Origin of the sequence: Methylomagnum ishizawai (assembly GCF_019670005.1) — a bacterium.
GTDB lineage: Bacteria > Pseudomonadota > Gammaproteobacteria > Methylococcales > Methylococcaceae > Methylomagnum > Methylomagnum ishizawai.
This window is the reverse complement of the sequence record NZ_AP019784.1, coordinates 219,411-234,186: the sequence shown is the minus strand read 5'-3', so window position 1 is coordinate 234,186 and position 14,776 is coordinate 219,411. Positions and strand designations below refer to the sequence as shown.

General features: G+C 67.2%; 10 protein-coding genes and 2 pseudogenes. 2 read left to right on the top strand and 10 right to left on the bottom strand.

Annotated elements, in window-relative coordinates:
* Positions 1 to 2 precede the first annotated feature (2 nt).
* The 9 genes and pseudogenes from K5658_RS24250 to K5658_RS21650 form a co-directional block, all read right to left on the bottom strand.
* A pseudogene (locus tag K5658_RS24250) lies at positions 3 to 3,386 on the bottom strand (condensation domain-containing protein); the annotation flags it as partial.
* 64 nt (positions 3,387 to 3,450) lie between these two features.
* Positions 3,451 to 4,449, bottom strand: coding sequence for a TauD/TfdA family dioxygenase (locus K5658_RS21685; protein ID WP_221067138.1), 999 nt, complete (start codon positions 4,447 to 4,449; stop codon positions 3,451 to 3,453).
* Positions 4,446 to 5,153: a thioesterase II family protein gene (locus tag K5658_RS21680; RefSeq protein WP_221067137.1), complete on the bottom strand. Its 708-nt coding sequence runs from the start codon at positions 5,151 to 5,153 to the stop codon at positions 4,446 to 4,448. Before K5658_RS21680 ends, K5658_RS21685 begins: the two co-directional genes overlap by 4 nt.
* Positions 5,150 to 5,362, bottom strand: a complete 213-nt coding sequence (locus tag K5658_RS21675) for an MbtH family protein (protein ID WP_221067136.1) — start codon at positions 5,360 to 5,362, stop codon at positions 5,150 to 5,152. The genes K5658_RS21680 and K5658_RS21675 overlap by 4 nt, the downstream gene beginning before the upstream one ends.
* Positions 5,363 to 5,539: 177 nt before the next feature.
* Positions 5,540 to 6,565 (bottom strand): GNAT family N-acetyltransferase, encoded by a 1,026-nt coding sequence (locus tag K5658_RS21670; protein WP_221067135.1) that lies wholly within the window; start codon positions 6,563 to 6,565, stop codon positions 5,540 to 5,542.
* A 143-nt stretch (positions 6,566 to 6,708) separates the two neighbouring features.
* Positions 6,709 to 8,034, bottom strand: coding sequence for a lysine N(6)-hydroxylase/L-ornithine N(5)-oxygenase family protein (locus K5658_RS21665; protein ID WP_246628683.1), 1,326 nt, complete (start codon positions 8,032 to 8,034; stop codon positions 6,709 to 6,711).
* Between the two features lie 59 nt (positions 8,035 to 8,093).
* The gene (locus K5658_RS21660; protein ID WP_221067134.1) at positions 8,094 to 10,466 is read right to left on the bottom strand and encodes a penicillin acylase family protein; all 2,373 of its coding nucleotides are present in this window, start codon (positions 10,464 to 10,466) and stop codon (positions 8,094 to 8,096) included.
* Positions 10,467 to 10,981: 515 nt separating this feature from the next.
* The gene (locus K5658_RS21655; protein ID WP_221067133.1) at positions 10,982 to 12,337 is read right to left on the bottom strand and encodes an LLM class flavin-dependent oxidoreductase; all 1,356 of its coding nucleotides are present in this window, start codon (positions 12,335 to 12,337) and stop codon (positions 10,982 to 10,984) included.
* Positions 12,338 to 12,896: 559 nt separating this feature from the next.
* Entirely contained in the window at positions 12,897 to 13,328 is a 432-nt protein-coding gene (locus K5658_RS21650; RefSeq protein WP_221067132.1) for a hypothetical protein, read from the bottom strand.
* Between the two features lie 51 nt (positions 13,329 to 13,379).
* On the opposite strand from K5658_RS21650, the pseudogene K5658_RS21645 reads away from it, so the two are divergent.
* Positions 13,380 to 13,614: pseudogene (locus K5658_RS21645) on the top strand (transposase); the annotation flags it as partial.
* Positions 13,615 to 13,849: 235 nt separating this feature from the next.
* Here the strand turns inward: K5658_RS21645 and K5658_RS23740 are convergent.
* The gene (locus tag K5658_RS23740) at positions 13,850 to 14,137 is read right to left on the bottom strand and encodes an IS66 family transposase (protein WP_246628682.1); all 288 of its coding nucleotides are present in this window, start codon (positions 14,135 to 14,137) and stop codon (positions 13,850 to 13,852) included.
* Between the two features lie 83 nt (positions 14,138 to 14,220).
* Here K5658_RS23740 and K5658_RS21635 point away from each other — a divergent pair, with 83 nt between their 5' ends.
* Positions 14,221 to 14,769 (top strand): helix-turn-helix domain-containing protein, encoded by a 549-nt coding sequence (locus K5658_RS21635; RefSeq protein WP_221063667.1) that lies wholly within the window; start codon positions 14,221 to 14,223, stop codon positions 14,767 to 14,769.
* The last annotated feature ends 7 nt before the right edge of the window (positions 14,770 to 14,776 follow it).

The window sequence follows — 14,776 nt, the reverse complement described above, 5'->3', positions numbered from 1 at the left end:
GCCCAACGCCGTTCCCAGGTGTTCCAGGCCGCGAGCCGGTTTTGTTCCTCCGCGCCCAGCAAGGCCACGGCACCCAGCGGACGGGTGGGATGTCCGGCCAGTCGCCGCAGCAACCCCAGGAAATGGCCGCATAGGCGCTCGACCGTGGCCCGCTCGAACAGATCGGCGGCATAGGTGAACACGCCACCGAGATTCCCCGCCGCGTCTTCTTCGGTGTCCAAAGCGAGGTCGAACTGGGCCGCGCCGCCGTCCCAATCGAGCCGCTCGACCCGCCAGCCGGTCCCGTTCTCCAAAGGCGAGAAATCCAACCGCTGATGGTTGTAGGCGACTGGGCACAAGGGATTGCGTCGCGGGCCGCGCTCCGGGCGCAAAGCTTCCACCAAGCGTCCGAACGGGAGGTCGGCGTGGTTTTGGGCCTCCAGGGCGGCGGCTTTGGTCCGGGCCAGCAGGCCACGGAAATCGGTGCCGCCGTCCACCTCGACCCGCACTACCAGCAGGTTCACCAAATAGCCGACCAAGTTTTGGGTTTCCGCCCGGTCGCGCTGGGCGTGGGGCACGCCTACCCAGAGGTCGCGCTGTCCGGTGTAGCGGTACAACAGCGCTTGGAAGCCGGCCAGCAACGCCATGAACAGGGTCGCGCCTTCCGCCCGCGCCAGTTGGGCCAGCCGCCCGCCCAAATCCCGCTCGATCTGGAATGCCACCCGTCCGCCGCGCGGGCTGGGCACGGCGGGACGGGTCCGGTCGGCGGGCAGTTCCAGCACCGGGGGTTCGCCACCCAGGCGCTCGGTCCAATAGGCGAGTGGCCCGTCCCACGCCCCCGCGTCCAGCCGGGAGCGTTGCCAAGCGGCGAAATCGGCGTGGCGGATCGGTAATTCCGGGAGGCGGGGAGCGCGTCCTGCGCGGGCGGCGGCGTAGCATTCGGCCAGTTCCGCCAACAACCGCTCCACCGAGCGGCCATCGGCGATCAGATGATGCCAGCCCAACCACAGTTCATGGATATCCTCCGCCACCCGGACCAGGATGGCGCGGCACAAGGGGCCGCGCTCCAAATCGAAGGGTTGGCCGATGGCGGCGCTGGCGGCGGCGGAATCCGGGGCCAGCGACCACGCCACCCGCCCGTCTGGATCGATGCGTTGGCAAGGGCGATCCTCACCGGCCTGGAAACGGGTCCGCAAACTGGCATGGCGGAGCGCCAAATGATCGAAGGCGCGGCGCAAGGCGTCCGGGTCCAAGGGACCGGACAGGCGCAAGCCGCCGCCGATATGGTAGGCCGTGCTGTCGGCTTCCTGCCGGGCCAGGAACCACAGGGCTTCCTGGCCGGGGGAGAGGGGCAGGCGGTCGTCGCCCGCCACGGGCAGGATCGGCGCGATCCGGCCCGTTCCGGCCTGGGCGAGCAAACCCTCGACCCGTGCCGCGAATTCGTCCAGGGTGGAAGCCTCGAACAGCAGCCCCGGTTCCAGGTCGATCCCTAATTCATCTTGCAACCGGGCCAGCAGCCGGGCCGCGTCGATGGAGTTGCCGCCCAGGCCGAAGAAGCTTTGGGCCGGCCCGATTTCGGCAAGGCCCAGGATTTCGCGCCAAGCCGCGGCGATTTTAGGCTGGAGGCTGGAGCCTGGGGATTTGGGGCGCGACGAGTCCGCTTCGCCTAATCCCACGGCCTCCAGCCCCAAACCTCCGGCCTCATACACGGCATAGCTGTCGAGGCTCCCATCGCGCCAACCGGATCGGCAGGCGGCGCGTTGCAGTTTGCCGCTGCTGGTCTTGGGCAGGGCTCCGGGTTGGAGCAAGAGGATGACGCAGGCCGGTTCCTGGAAGGTTTCCGCCACCGCTGCCCCGAGGGCCTGGAACAGTGTTTCCGGCGGCACCAGTTTCTGGATGTTGCGGCTGACCTCGGCGGCGATGCCAATGGCTTCCCGGCCTTCGACCTCCACGGCGAAGGCCGCGACCCGGCCCTTGCGGATCAATTCCACCTGTTCCTCGACCGCCTGTTCGATATCTTGGGGATAGAGGTTCTGGCCCCGGACCAGGATCACATCCTTGAGCCTGCCGGTGACGAACACATGCCCGTCCGCGTCGAGATAGCCCAAATCCCCGGTACGTAGCCAGGATTTGCCCGCATGGACGGGGAAGCTTGCCGCCGTCGCCGCCGGGTTCCGCCAATAGCCTTGGGCCACGCTGGGACCGGACAGCCAGATTTCGCCGATGCTCCCCCGCGCCACGGGTTCGCCGCTGGCGGGATCGAACAGGCCGAGTTCATGGCCGTCCTGGACCCAGCCGCAATCGACCAGTTCGACCCCGCCCGCCATCGGCTCGGCGCGGTGTCCGGCCAGCGCGGCGGGATCGAAGGTCTGGGACGCGACCCCGCCGCCGGGTTGGCCTCCCGCGACCAACAAGGTGGACTCGGCCAGACCGTAGCAGGGATAGAGTGCCTGGGGCTTCAGGCCGCAAGCCCCGAACTGGGCGGCGAAGGCGTCCAGGGTGGCGCGGCGCACCGGCTCGGCCCCGCAGAACGCCAGCCGCCAGTTTGTGAGGTCCAGCCCGGCGGCTTGGGCTGCCGACACCCGTTCGGCGCAGAGTTGGAAGGCGAAATTGGGACCGCCGCTCACGGTGCCGCCGAAGCGCGAGACGGCTTCCAGCCAGCGCACCGGGCGTTCCAGGAACTGCCGGGGCGACATCAAGGCCACGGCGATGCCGCTGTAGAGCGGTTGCAGGAGTCCCCCCACCAAGCCCATGTCGTGGTAGAGCGGCAGCCAACTGACGAAGGTATCCGCGCCGCCGATGGCGAAACGGCGCTGGATGGCTTGTTCATTCGCCATCAGGTTGGCGTGGCCCACCATGACGCCCTTGGGCGTGGCGGTGGAGCCGGAGGTGTATTGCAGGAAGGCGATGGCTTCCGGGCGCGGGGCGAAGTCCCGCCAAGCCCCGGCCCATTCGGAAGCGATGGCGTCCACCGCGATGAATTCCGGCGCGTCCCCGGCGGCGGCATCGGCCAAGGCCGGGCGCAGGGTATCCAGCAGCGCCGCCGCGGTCAGGACCACGCGGGGCCGGGCATCGGCGAGGATGGCGGCGAGGCGCCGCACATGCTGGGGCCGCGGGGATTCGGGCGGATAGGCCGGGACCGCGATCACCCCGGCGTATAGGCAGCCCAGGAACGCCTCGACATATCCAGCCCCGCTGGGCAGCAGGATCACGGCCCGCTCGCCCGGCGCGACCGCGGCTTGCAGCCGGGCGGCCACGGCCCTGGCCCGGAGGTCCAGGTCGGCGTAGCGGTGTTGGAGGGCGGCCCCGTCCCCGTCCAGGCAATAGAGGGCGGTCCGCTCGGGATGGGCATCGGCCCGCCAGCGCAGCAATTCGACGAAGTGGTTGGCGTGGGAAGGAGGGTTCATCGCATCTCTCATTAGGCTGGAGGCCGGAGACCAAGGAAAATCTCCCGGCCTACAGTTCCAGGTCTCAGGTTTCAGGTCGCAAGCCCCAAGGCTCGGCCATCGCCACCACCACCCGGCGCGGTCCCTCGAAGGGGGCGCGGGCATGGGCGGCCAGCATGTTGTCCAGCATCAGCACATCGCCTTCCCGCCAAGGAAAGCTCAGGGTTTCCAGGTCCAAAACGCCCCGGATTTCGGCCAGCGCCGCAGCCTCCAAGGGCGTCCCGTCGCCGTAATAGGCGTTGCGCGGCAGGTCCGCCTCGTCCAGGACTTCCAACAGGGTTTCCCGGACCTCGGGTTCCAGGTTGGAGACATGGAACAAATGGGCCTGGTTGAACCACACCCGATCTCCCGTCACCGGATGCCGCGCCACGCCTTGGCAGACTTGGCGGGTGCGTAGCCCGCCGTCGTCCTTCCATTCGCAGGCGATGCCATGGGTCCGGCAATACGCCTCGACCTGGGCGCGGTCCTGGGTGTTGAACACCTGGGTCCAGGGCACATCCAGGCCATTGCCGTAATTGCGGACGTACATCACGCCCTTGGCCGCGAAGCGCTCGCGCAAGCCGGGATCGATCCGGGAATAGATGGCGCGGCTGTCGGCGATGGGGGTTGCGCCGCCGCGCCGGGCCGCGACCGCGCAGTGGAACCAGATTTTCATCGGCCATTCGCGGGTGTAGGCCTGTTCGTTGTGCAGGGGGATGGCTTGGTGGGGCGGGTATTCGGTGGAGGTGTAAATCCCTTCGCCCACTTGGGTACGCGGCGTGGAGCCGAAGTCGTAGCCCAGCAGCGGATGGCCGAAGCCTTCCGCGAAGGCGCGGAATTCCTCGACGCTATCGACCTGGAAACCGCGGAACAACAAACCGCCATGGCGGTATAACCGGCTTTCCGCCAGCGCCCATAACCGGGACAGATAGGCGGCGAGCCTGGGATCGCCGCTACCGGGACTCACCAGCAGCGGCAACGCGCGTTCCGCGAACAAGGGTCCGGTTTCCAGATCGGACCCGGCCCATCGGATCGGGTCGGTCATGGGCGTTCCCCCCCGGCCAGCCGTTCCGCATAGCGCTGGATCAGACCGAGCACCTGTGCCTCGCGCGGGTGGATGAAGAAGTGGTTGCCCTCCAGGATATCCAGGGAAAAATCGCCGCGGGTTTCTTCCCGCCAAGCGCCGAGGGTGTCCGGGGTGGTTTCGTCCTCCGTTCCGCCGAAGACGTGCAGGGCGCAGTCCAGTGGCGGCCTGGACCGATGGCGGTAATCCGCGCACAGCGCGAAATCGGCCCGCAACACCGGCAGGGCCAAGGCCAGGAGATCGGGGTTGTCCAGCACTTCCGGCGGGGTGCCGTTGAGCCTGCGCAGTTCGGTGATCAATTCCCGGTCGGTTCTTAGCCCGGCATAGCGGGCGGCATCGCGGCGGCTGGGGGCGTGGGTACCGGACACGAACAGTCCCGACGGTGCCCCGCCCGGCCCGGCCGCCAGCCGGTGCGCCACCTCGAAGGCCAGCAAAGCGCCGAGGCTATGGCCGAACAAGGCGTAGCGGCCGCCGGTCGCGGGCCGCAGTTCGTCGGCCAGTTGCCCGGCCAGGGCGTCCAGCCCGGATTGCAAGGGCTCGCCGAAACGCATCCCGCGCCCCGGCAGTTCCACCGGCTTCACTTCCAGCCAGCCCGGCAAGCAGCGCCGCCAGCGGGCATAGACCGTCGCGCTGGCCCCGGCATAGGGAAAGCAGAACAGCTTCATTGGCCTTGGACTTCCATATACCGGCGCAGGCTCAAGGGCCGCATATCGGTCCAGACCCGCTCGATGTATTCCAGGCATTCTTGCTTCAAGCCGGTCTTGCCGGCCTCCCGCCAACCCGGCGGGATTTCCTTGTAGTCCGGCCAGATGGAGTACTGCTCCTCTTCGTTCACCACCACCCGGAACACCGTATCTTCGCTATCGAAACTCATGGGCTTGTCCTCTTTGGTTGCATTGAATCGCAATCGGTACCGCTGTGGCCCTTCCACGGGCCATGGGAAGCCTGCCTATTCCGCCGGCGCCCTAAAAAAAAAGCGTTCACCCAGCCACCTACCACCACGGTGAACGCCCTAGCTCCATGCCGACAGAAGGAACGCGGGCCGGCCCGGTCAGGGGCAGAATGGGTCGAAGAACACTTCGCGCGGCAACACCATCAGGGCGGCGCGTTTGTGCGGGAAATCGAATTCCTTGGCCTTGTGGAAACCGGCCTGTTGCAGGTAGCCGATCATTTTGGCGTTGTCGGCGCGGGGTTCGGCCACCACGTTGTGGGTGCGGGGATCGTCCAGGAACAGGTAATGCGCCAGCGAGGGCAGCCAGGCCGCCACCCGGTGCGGTCCCCGGAAGCGTTCCTCGCCCACCAGCATGTGGAGGCCGCGGTCGTAGTCGTCCACGCCGTAATACGGCGCGATGCGGTCCTCCTTGGCCCAATACAGCTCGAAATAGCCGAAGGGTTCGCCATCGAAGCATCCCAGCACCGGATGCATATGGGCATCGGCCAAAACCTTGTCCAGATAGCGCCGATGGTCTTCCAAACCGCCTTCCAGCTCCCAGAAATGGGCGACGCGGGGGGTGTTCATCCAGCGGTGGAAAGTGTCGAGGTCGCGTTCCGGGTCGAGGGTCCGCAACGACAGCAGGCTCCCCAGCGCCGGGATGGGACGGCGGTAGACCTCGCCGGGCTGGATCGGTGGCCGCAGGGGATGGCGCTTGCCCCCGCTCATGGCATAGCGCAGCGGAAACACCGTCTCGCGGGGCTGGGCCAGCCACAGCTCGGCGCGTTGCCGCACCCAGCCACGCGGACAGGCGATGGCCGCGCCCGGTGTTTCCGGTTTGAGCGCGAAGCCATGGCGGCAGAGCGCTTCGACCAGGGCGTGCGGCCCGTCCGCCGCCCATTCCACCCGGTCCAGGCCCGGCATCGCCTCGAACAAGCCCGCCAGGGCCGCGCCCAACCAGAAGGGCTCCACCTGGACTTCGGGCCAATCCAAACAGGCCACGGCCGGTGCGCCGCCCTCCGGGGTTTGCAAACGCCCGCTCAAAACGGGTTCGCCATCAAACCGGACCCGCACAGCGCCCGCTTCCAACCGCAGGTCGATCCGTGGTCCGGCGGGAAACACATGGGAGAAGGAGATCGGGTTCATCGGCTTGGCTCCGGTCGGGATTCAGGGATTACAGTGTGATTTAATGATAATCATTATCATTTATCTGCGCAAGACCCGCCCGCCACCGGAACAACCGCGCCCCTCCGGTTGGTGGTGGCCGGGGCCGCCGGCCCGATGGGGATTCAGGACGAACACAGCCTCGCGGCGGGTTGGGATTCGCAGCGTCCGCCGGGCTGGGTACCCGCCCAGGTCAAGGGCGAAGGACACGGCTCGGTGGCGTACACCTCCCGGCCCACCACGCTGTTGACGATCACGGCGGAACGCCAGGCCGCCAGGCTGAGTTGGGCGTCGGCGACGCCATGGCTGTTGCGGCCCGCGTTCAGCATATAGATGCGGTGTTCCGGCGGGCCGTCCCATTGGGCGGAATAATCCTCCGCCAGCCGGGGGAAACCTTCCGGGTCCAGCGACAGGGCGGGGGTCAGCGCCGCCAGGCAATCCGGCAAGGCGTAGCGGTAGCCGGTGGCGAGGATGACCAGATCGGCGGACGCCGCTTCCTCGCCATGGTTGAAGCCGTTGTTCATGCGGAGGTGGAAGCCGCCCGGCTCCCGCCCCATCAGGTAGACCTCGCGCTGGGGCAGGATGCGGTAGGGCGTGGCGGCGTCCCCGGCCAGGAAATCGCGCTCGTAGAGGTATTGGGATAATTCCTGCAAGGTGACGGGCGAAACCCCGTCGCCGGTGAGCTTCTGCGAACACGCCAGGGCCGAGCGCCGCCCCTCCGGCAAGCGGTGGAAATGGCGCAGGTAATCCGGGGTGAAATACTCGTTGATGAAGGCGGTCTCGTCCAAGGGATCGAGGTTGGGCCTGCGGGTGATCCAAGTCACTTCCGCCGCCCGGCCCCGCGCCCCGGCCATCAGTTCCAGGAAAATCTCGGCCCCGCTCTGGCCTCCGCCGATGATCGCCACCCGGCGGTTCTCCACCGGGAATTCGGCGTTCATGTAGCCGTGGCTGTGCCAACACTGCTTGCCCAGATGCCGTTCCGCCCAGGGCGGGACGTGCGGGGCCATGCCGGTGGCGACCGCCAGATGCCGGGCCGCCACCGCCCGGCCATCGCCCAGGGACAGCCGGAAACCCCGCCCGTCGAATTCCACCCCGCGCACGCCCTGGCCGAAGCCCAGGTTGGGCACCCGCTCCGCCGCCCAGCGCAGGTAATCGGCGAACTCGACCCGCCTGACCCTGGGGAAATCGGCGTTGACGAAACGGTAGAACCGCCCCTTTTCCACCAGATAGGACAGGAATCCATAGGGGCTGGTCGGATCGACCGGGGTCGCCAAATCCTTGAGATAGGACGTCTGCATCCGGGTACCCGGCAGCATCATGCCGGGATGCCAGTCGAACGCCGGGCGCCGCTCGAAGAACCGGGCGCGGACGCCGGGCACGGGGGCCAGCAAGGCCGCGAGGCTGAGATTGAAAGGACCGATGCCGATGCCGGCCAGATCGAGGGTTTGCATGATGGGGATTCCTTGGGTGGGTTGTTGAAGCCGGAGGGGTGTGCTTTCCTCAAGCCGCATCACCCAGGTTCCAGCCGCAGGGTGGATTCGGCGTCCTTCACGATCCGGTCCCGGTCCATCACCAAGGGCAGGTAGCGGCCCCCGGCCCAGGGTTCCGCCATGTCGCGGTAATGGGGGGACAGGGGATCGCCGGATTGGCCCGCGCTCAGGACGAACAGCGAGCGGTCGGGGTCGGCCAGGTCGTAGAGGGCGCGGAAACTCGGCCCGGCCTCGCCCACGTAGCGCCCGGAGCTTTCGTCGTAGGCGTAGCCGCTGACGTTGATGGTGTCCATGCCGCCGGGGCTGGGCACTTCCACGTTGAACAACCAGGACAACAGCGGCAAGCCCCCATAGGGATGGTGGAGGGAGCGGGCGCTATGCGCCCGGCCCCAGGTCCAGCGGTCCGGGTCCGCGCCGTATCTTTGCTTGAGCCCGTCCAGCGCCAGGGCCAGGGCCCGTCCAAGGGCGGCGGCGCAGGGCGGATCGCCGTCCCGCGCCGGGTCGGGGCACCAATGCGATGCGCCCTCCCCGCCCAACAGGTTGGCGAGGAACAAGGGGTTGTAATCGCCGACCGCCTCGTACAAATCGCCCAGCGCATCCCGGTACAGCACTTCGGATAAACGCCTGATCCATTCGGCGAAGATCAGGGGTTCGGCCCGATCCTTGGCCATGTCGCCATCCCAGGCCCGCAGCCGCGCCAGGATTCGGCGTTGCTCCGGGTCTTGCGCCTTGACCCGCAGCAGATGGGGCAGGAGTTGCAAGGCCACGGGATTGACCGCGTCGGTCTGGATGGCGGCGAAGGAGGCCACGTCGTGGTGGGCGGTGGCGTCCAGCAGGGCGTCGATGCGCCGGGCGCGGTAGGGCGGCAACCAGCCGGAAGTGATCCAATAGGGATAATCCGGCGGGGTGATTTTCTGGTTGGCGGTGACGATCTTGCCCGAGGCTGGCTGCCGGGATTGCGGCAGTTCCCCGAAGGGGATGAAACCCGTCCAGTCGTAGCGGGCATCCCAACCCGGCGCTGGGGCGAGGCCCATCAGGTCGTTATCGGAACGCCGGATCGGTATCCGTCCCGCCGCCACGAAACCGATGCCGCCCCGGTCGTCGGCATAGACGATGTTCTGCTGCGGGGCTTGGAAATCCCGCGCCGCTGCGAGGATGCCGTCGCCGTCGCGGGCGCGGGCGGCTTGGTGCATGAAGCGCAGGGTGGTGTCTTCCGGGTCCAGGCCGGTCCAGCGCAAGGCCATGGCCGTCCCGGCGGGCAGCGCCGCCCGGACTTCGGGGCTGGCGTCCGAAATCACCGGGCCGTGGCGGGTGGTCCGCACCACCAGGGTTTCCGGGGCCGCGCCCCGGACCCCGATGGTTTCGGAGATCCGTCCGAACGCCGCCGTCCCATCCGGCGTCAGGTAACGCGAGGCATCCCCGGCCAGGGGCTTTTCGACATAGATATCCTGGGTGTCCGGGCCGGTATTGGTGAAGGCCCAGGCGGCGTGCCGGCTGCGGCCCAGCACCACGGCGGGCACACCGGGCAGGGTCGCGCCGACGACGCTCAGGCCGGGCGCTTCCAGATGGGCGAAATACCAGACCGGGGGCGCGCCCAGTTTCAAATGGGGATCGTTGGCCAGGAGGGGCTGGCCGCCGCGGGAACGGTGGCCGTCCACCGCCCAGTTGTTGGAACCCAGGCTGCGGCGGGGGCCTTGAATATCCAAGGCCATCAAGGCTTGGGCGGAAGCGTCCAGCCCCGCGTACAGGGAATCGAGCGCGGGCAGCCGGAACGCCGTGTCGCCCGGATAGGGCGGGAACAATTCGGCGATCCGCTCGGGCGGCAGGCGGCGGCTGAGGCGCAGGTTGAGCAATTCCTCCCACCAATTACCCGACAGGTTCCAGGCCAGGGTCTTCAACCACACCAGGGAATCCACCGGGGTCCAAGGCGTGGGCCGGTAGCCCTGCACCCAGAATTCCAAGGGCAAGCGCCCTCCCCGCCCCACATAGGCGTTCACGCCCCGCGCATAGGCGTCCAGGATGCGGCGCGTCCCGGCATCCAGCCCTTCGAGGTTGCGTTCGGCGGCGCGGCGTAGGCCCAAGGTTCGCATGAAGCGGTCTTGTTCGAGCGCTTTTTCCCCCAACACCTCGGCCAAGCGGCCCGATCCCAAACGGCGGTTCAGGTCCATTTGCCATAGCCGGTCCTGGGCATGGACATAGCCCAGGGCGAAATAAGCGTCCGCCTCCGTGTCCGCGTAGATATGGGGCACGCCTTGCCGGTCGCGGATGATTTCGACGGGCCGGTCCAGGCCGGGCAAGGGGGCCGCGTCCTCTGGCCGGGATCGATAGCCCTGGAACAACGCCCATCCCGCAACCAGCAGACCTAGATAAATCAATGGTTTGCCCAGTTTCATCGCCGCCCGCCGCCCGTCCCGGAGGACGCGGAAACGCCGGGGTTCGCTGTGGATTCATGCATGGCGTCTATTCCTCGGGTTCGGGTTGAAGGCTATTCGCGGTATCGCGGCCAGCGCCGACACTCGGAATCGGTACCTCGCCAGCAGCTCAGTAAATGATAATCATTGTTATTTGCATGTCAATCTTTTCCGCGCACCCTGGGCGCGAGGTGGGCTGGAAAAAATGGACACCAAGGTTTCAAATGACGGGACGGCGGTGTTGGATGGAAAAGTTGCCGAGAGGCAGGTACAACAGGCGGTCAAACTGGCCCTGGACGTGGCGCTGAGGCAGGCTGGGAAGAGGCGCGCTGTTTTGGGTGATGGCGGCGCGGGAAGGGCCGCTGGGAAGATGGGGCGAACCCAGTACCGCCCGCCGGGCGAAATGGAGGCGGAACTGGCGCGGGCGGGGAGCCGCGTACACGGAACCAGTACCCCAGGCTCATCGCTTGGGGTAGGTGGGTGGCAACCCGGAATATCTATGCCGCCCGGAGCCTCCCTGCGGCGAATTGGTTCGCGGGCCGGGCCAGTCCCAGGTTCTCCCGCAGGGTGCGGCCCTCGTACTCGGTGCGGAACAGCCCGCGCCGCTGCAACTCGGGGATCAACAGGTCCACGATCTCGTCCAGGCTGCCCGGCAAGTAGGGCGGCAACACATTGAAGCCATCCGCCGCGCCGTTCTCGAACCAAAGCTGCAACTGGTCGGCGACCTGCTCGACCGAACCCACCAAGGTCCAATGCCCCCGCGCCCCCGCCACCCACTGATAAAGCTGGCGGATGCTGAAGTTATGCTTGCGGGCGATATCGACCATCATGCCCTGGCGGCTCTTCATGCCCTCGGTGACCGGCAATTCCGGCAAGGGGCCGTCCAGCGGGTATTTCGACAAATCCAGCTCGTTGCCCGAGAGGCCATTCAGCAGGGCCAACCCGGCTTCCGGGTGGATCAAATCCTGCAATTCCTGATATTTGCGCCGGGCCTCGGCCTCGGCCTCGGTCGCCGCCACCACCGGGAACACCCCCGGCATGACCTTCAGGTCTTCCGGCCTGCGGCCATATCTGGCGAGGCGGCCCTTCACGTCCTGGTAGAACGCCTGGGCATCCTCCAGGGATTGCTGGGCGGTGAAGATCACCTCGGCGGTGCCCGCCGCCAAATCCCGCCCGGCCTCCGATTGCCCGGCCTGCACGATCACCGGATAGCCCTGTGGCGGACGGGCCACGTTCAACGGCCCCCGGACCTGGAAATGCTTGCCCTTGTGGTTCGGCGTGTGGACCTTGGCCGGATCGAAGAACACCCCCGAAGTCTTGTCGCGGACGAGGGCGTCGTCCTCCCAGCTATCCCATAGCTCCTTCACCGTCGCCACGAACTCCGCCGCCCGCTCGTAGCGCAGGGCGTGGTCGGGCTGCTTGTCCCGGTTGAAATTGCGGGCGGTGGCGTCGCCGGTGGTGGTGACCACGTTCCAGCCCGCCCGCCCGCCGCTCAGGTAATCGAGCGAGGCGAATTTGCGGGCCAGTTGGAACGGCTCCTCATAAGTGGTCGAGGCGGTGGCGATGAAGCCGATGTTCTGGGTCACCACCGACAGCGCCGAGAACAGCGTGACCGGCTCGAACACCGCGCCCTTGTCGCTGCGGCCATCGGCCATGTTGGCCCCGAAATTGGCGGCGAGGCCATCGGCCAGGAAGATGGCGTCGAACCGGCCACGCTCGGCGGTCCCGGCCATACGGCGGTAATGCTCGAAATTCAGGGCGCCGTCGGCCTGGGCATCGGGATGCCGCCAAGCGGCGAGGTGTTGTCCCGCGCCGGGGATGAAAGCGCCGAGTCTCAGTTTGCGTTCGCTCATGGGGTTGCTCCTCGTAGGGCTTGTGGACCGGGGATTCCGGGGTCGGCCCCACTTGAGCAAAAACCGGACCCGGCGCGTGGCATGCCCGCAAGGCCGGGCCCCACGCGGCTTCCAGGGATATAGGATGCCTTGGCGGCCGGAAGTTTGCTGTCGTGCGGGCAAGCCGTGATGCCGGGCTGATGTCACAACGGCAGGCCGGGCCAGACGGTCCGGGCCTGTCGGGACCGTGTACCCAAGCCGGCAGGCGCTCTTGACAAAGATCGAGCCGGCGGCGGTTTTTCCGAGGCGGCCCCCAGTCTGGCATACCGGCTGCGCCGCCTGGGGCTGCGGCGATGCGCGGGACGCCCATCGCTTTGCCTTAGAGTTCCAGGGTCATGGTGTCGCCCTATGGATGTGGGCTTGGAAAATCGGGCGCGGACGGAAGGCCGGGGCATGGCGGGACGCGGGGCCGGTATCGCCGATTGCGGACGGGACCGCCGCAGCGGCTGGCAAGGGCCAAGGTGGTCCCCAAACCGGATACCGGGGCCGCGTGGGAAGGCGGAAGGCCGGGACGGCGCAACTATTTCTGGGTGGCTATCGCCACGATGCGGCGGCCTTCCAGGCGGATGCCGTCCGCGGTCCTGAAGTTTTCCAATTCCTGCTTGATCTCGGCGATGGCCGATTCGCGCAAGGCGTCGGGCAAATGGCCCAGGAAATTGCCGAAGGAACTGGCCTGGGAAAAATCGATGGCGTCGTCGGCGTCCGGGTGGTTGAACACGTTCTCCTTCAATTCGACCTTCTCCACCGAGAAGCCATTGCGGTCCAGCAGCCAGACCAATTCCGGCACGCTGACCCAGTGCGGCGAACCGGCGCGGGATTCGGGGAAGGCGTTGTAGGGCGCTTTGGACAACACCTGGCGGCGCACTTGCAGCAACCGGTTGGGATGTTCCTTGGAGCCCGTGGCCAATCCCAAGCGGCCACCCGGCCTCAAGATGCGGTGGATCTGCCACAAGTGAACCGCCCCGGGTTTCTCGGAGGCTCCAACATTTGAGAGTATGGAGCCATGAAGAAAACAACAAACTTTTCATCCGAAGTCAGGGAGCGGGCGGTTCGCATGGTGCGCGAGCACCAGGGCGAGCATGAATCGCAATGGGCGGCGATCTGTTCGATCGCCACGAAGATCGGTTGCACGGCGGAGACGCTGCGGCGCTGGATAAGGCAGTCCGAGAAGGACGGCGGCGAGCGCGGGGGGGGCGACGACCGCCGAGCGGGAAAGGATCAAGGAGTTGGAGCGGGAGGTGGTAACTTCTCAAAAAGTCCTGGCGGGCCTCAAACGGACAAGGCCTCGGCGCGCTGGCGGATGAGCGTTGGCAAAGGGGGGATGGCCCGGCCGTCCAGGATGCGGTCCAGCAAATAATGCCAAAAGGAGACGCCGAGCTTGCGGCAGGTTTGCTTCAGGCTGAGGAAGGTGTCGCGGCATCGTCGCCCCAGGTCGCTGCGGGTGCCGCCGCTGATCTTCTTCCGGATGACCTGCTAGCGGATGTCCCGCTCGCTGCCGTTGGTGTGCAGGGGCACGTCCGGCCGGTCCAGGACCCGCAGCAGTTCGTCGCGGTTGCGGCGGATTCGCTGGAGGGTCAGGTCCAGGCGGGCATAGCCGGTCTTCTGGGTGAAGATCGCGTCGAAGCGGGCGGCCAGTCCGGCCTTCGCGGCCTCGTCCGGCTGGCGGCGGTAGCGCTTGAGGTCCGCGTACAGGTCCCAGACCTGCCCACGCACGGTATCAACGGCCTGCCGCTGGAGCGGACCGCCGGGGACAATAGACATTATTAAAAACCACTAACTTACTCCCTTCCCGTCTAAAGAACGACTAAGCTTATAGGCAATCGAACTGGACTGGGAAAGGCACGATGAACCGCTGTATCCGCATCCAACGGCTGGCCCCGCAGGACCGTGAACGGTGGCAGGCGCTGTTCTACCGCCACCAGCAGCAAAGCCGACGGCGTAGGCTGCTGGCCTTGAAGGCCCTGTGGGACGGCGAGAGCATGGCCGGGGTCTGCCGCAGCCAGGGAGTCCAGCGCAAGACGCTGGAGGAGTGGCTGGACAGCTACCTGGATGGTGGCTTCGACGCCCTGCTGGCCCCGCAAAGGCGGCCCCGCCCGCAAGCCCTGAACCCGCAGCGGCGCAAGGTCCTGCGCTACATCCTGCTCCACAAGACGCCGGCGGACTATGGCATCGACAGTTACCAATGGACGGCGGCCCACGTCCAGGGTTTGCTCGTTAAGAAGTGGGGCCTGCCGCTGAGCGCCAACCGGCTTTACGAAATCTTCGACGAACTGGGCCTCTCCCACCAGCGCGCCCACCGCGACTACGGCCCCGCCCAGCCCGCCGAGCGGGCCGGCTTCGTGGAGGCGCTCGAAAAAAAACCGCCGAGGCCGACCCCGGCACCGCCCTCGTAGCCCTCGA

Coding starts and splice junctions, on each gene's coding strand:
- K5658_RS21670 (WP_221067135.1), bottom strand. CDS start 6,565: ATGAACCCGATCTCCTTCTCCCATGTGTTTCCCGCCGGACCACGGATC.
- K5658_RS21675 (WP_221067136.1), bottom strand. CDS start 5,362: ATGAGTTTCGATAGCGAAGATACGGTGTTCCGGGTGGTGGTGAACGAA.
- K5658_RS21660 (WP_221067134.1), bottom strand. CDS start 10,466: ATGAAACTGGGCAAACCATTGATTTATCTAGGTCTGCTGGTTGCGGGA.
- K5658_RS21680 (WP_221067137.1), bottom strand. CDS start 5,153: ATGAAGCTGTTCTGCTTTCCCTATGCCGGGGCCAGCGCGACGGTCTAT.
- K5658_RS23740 (WP_246628682.1), bottom strand. CDS start 14,137: ATGTCTATTGTCCCCGGCGGTCCGCTCCAGCGGCAGGCCGTTGATACC.
- K5658_RS21655 (WP_221067133.1), bottom strand. CDS start 12,337: ATGAGCGAACGCAAACTGAGACTCGGCGCTTTCATCCCCGGCGCGGGA.
- K5658_RS21635 (WP_221063667.1), top strand. CDS start 14,221: ATGAACCGCTGTATCCGCATCCAACGGCTGGCCCCGCAGGACCGTGAA.
- K5658_RS21685 (WP_221067138.1), bottom strand. CDS start 4,449: ATGACCGACCCGATCCGATGGGCCGGGTCCGATCTGGAAACCGGACCC.
- K5658_RS21665 (WP_246628683.1), bottom strand. CDS start 8,034: ATGCAAACCCTCGATCTGGCCGGCATCGGCATCGGTCCTTTCAATCTC.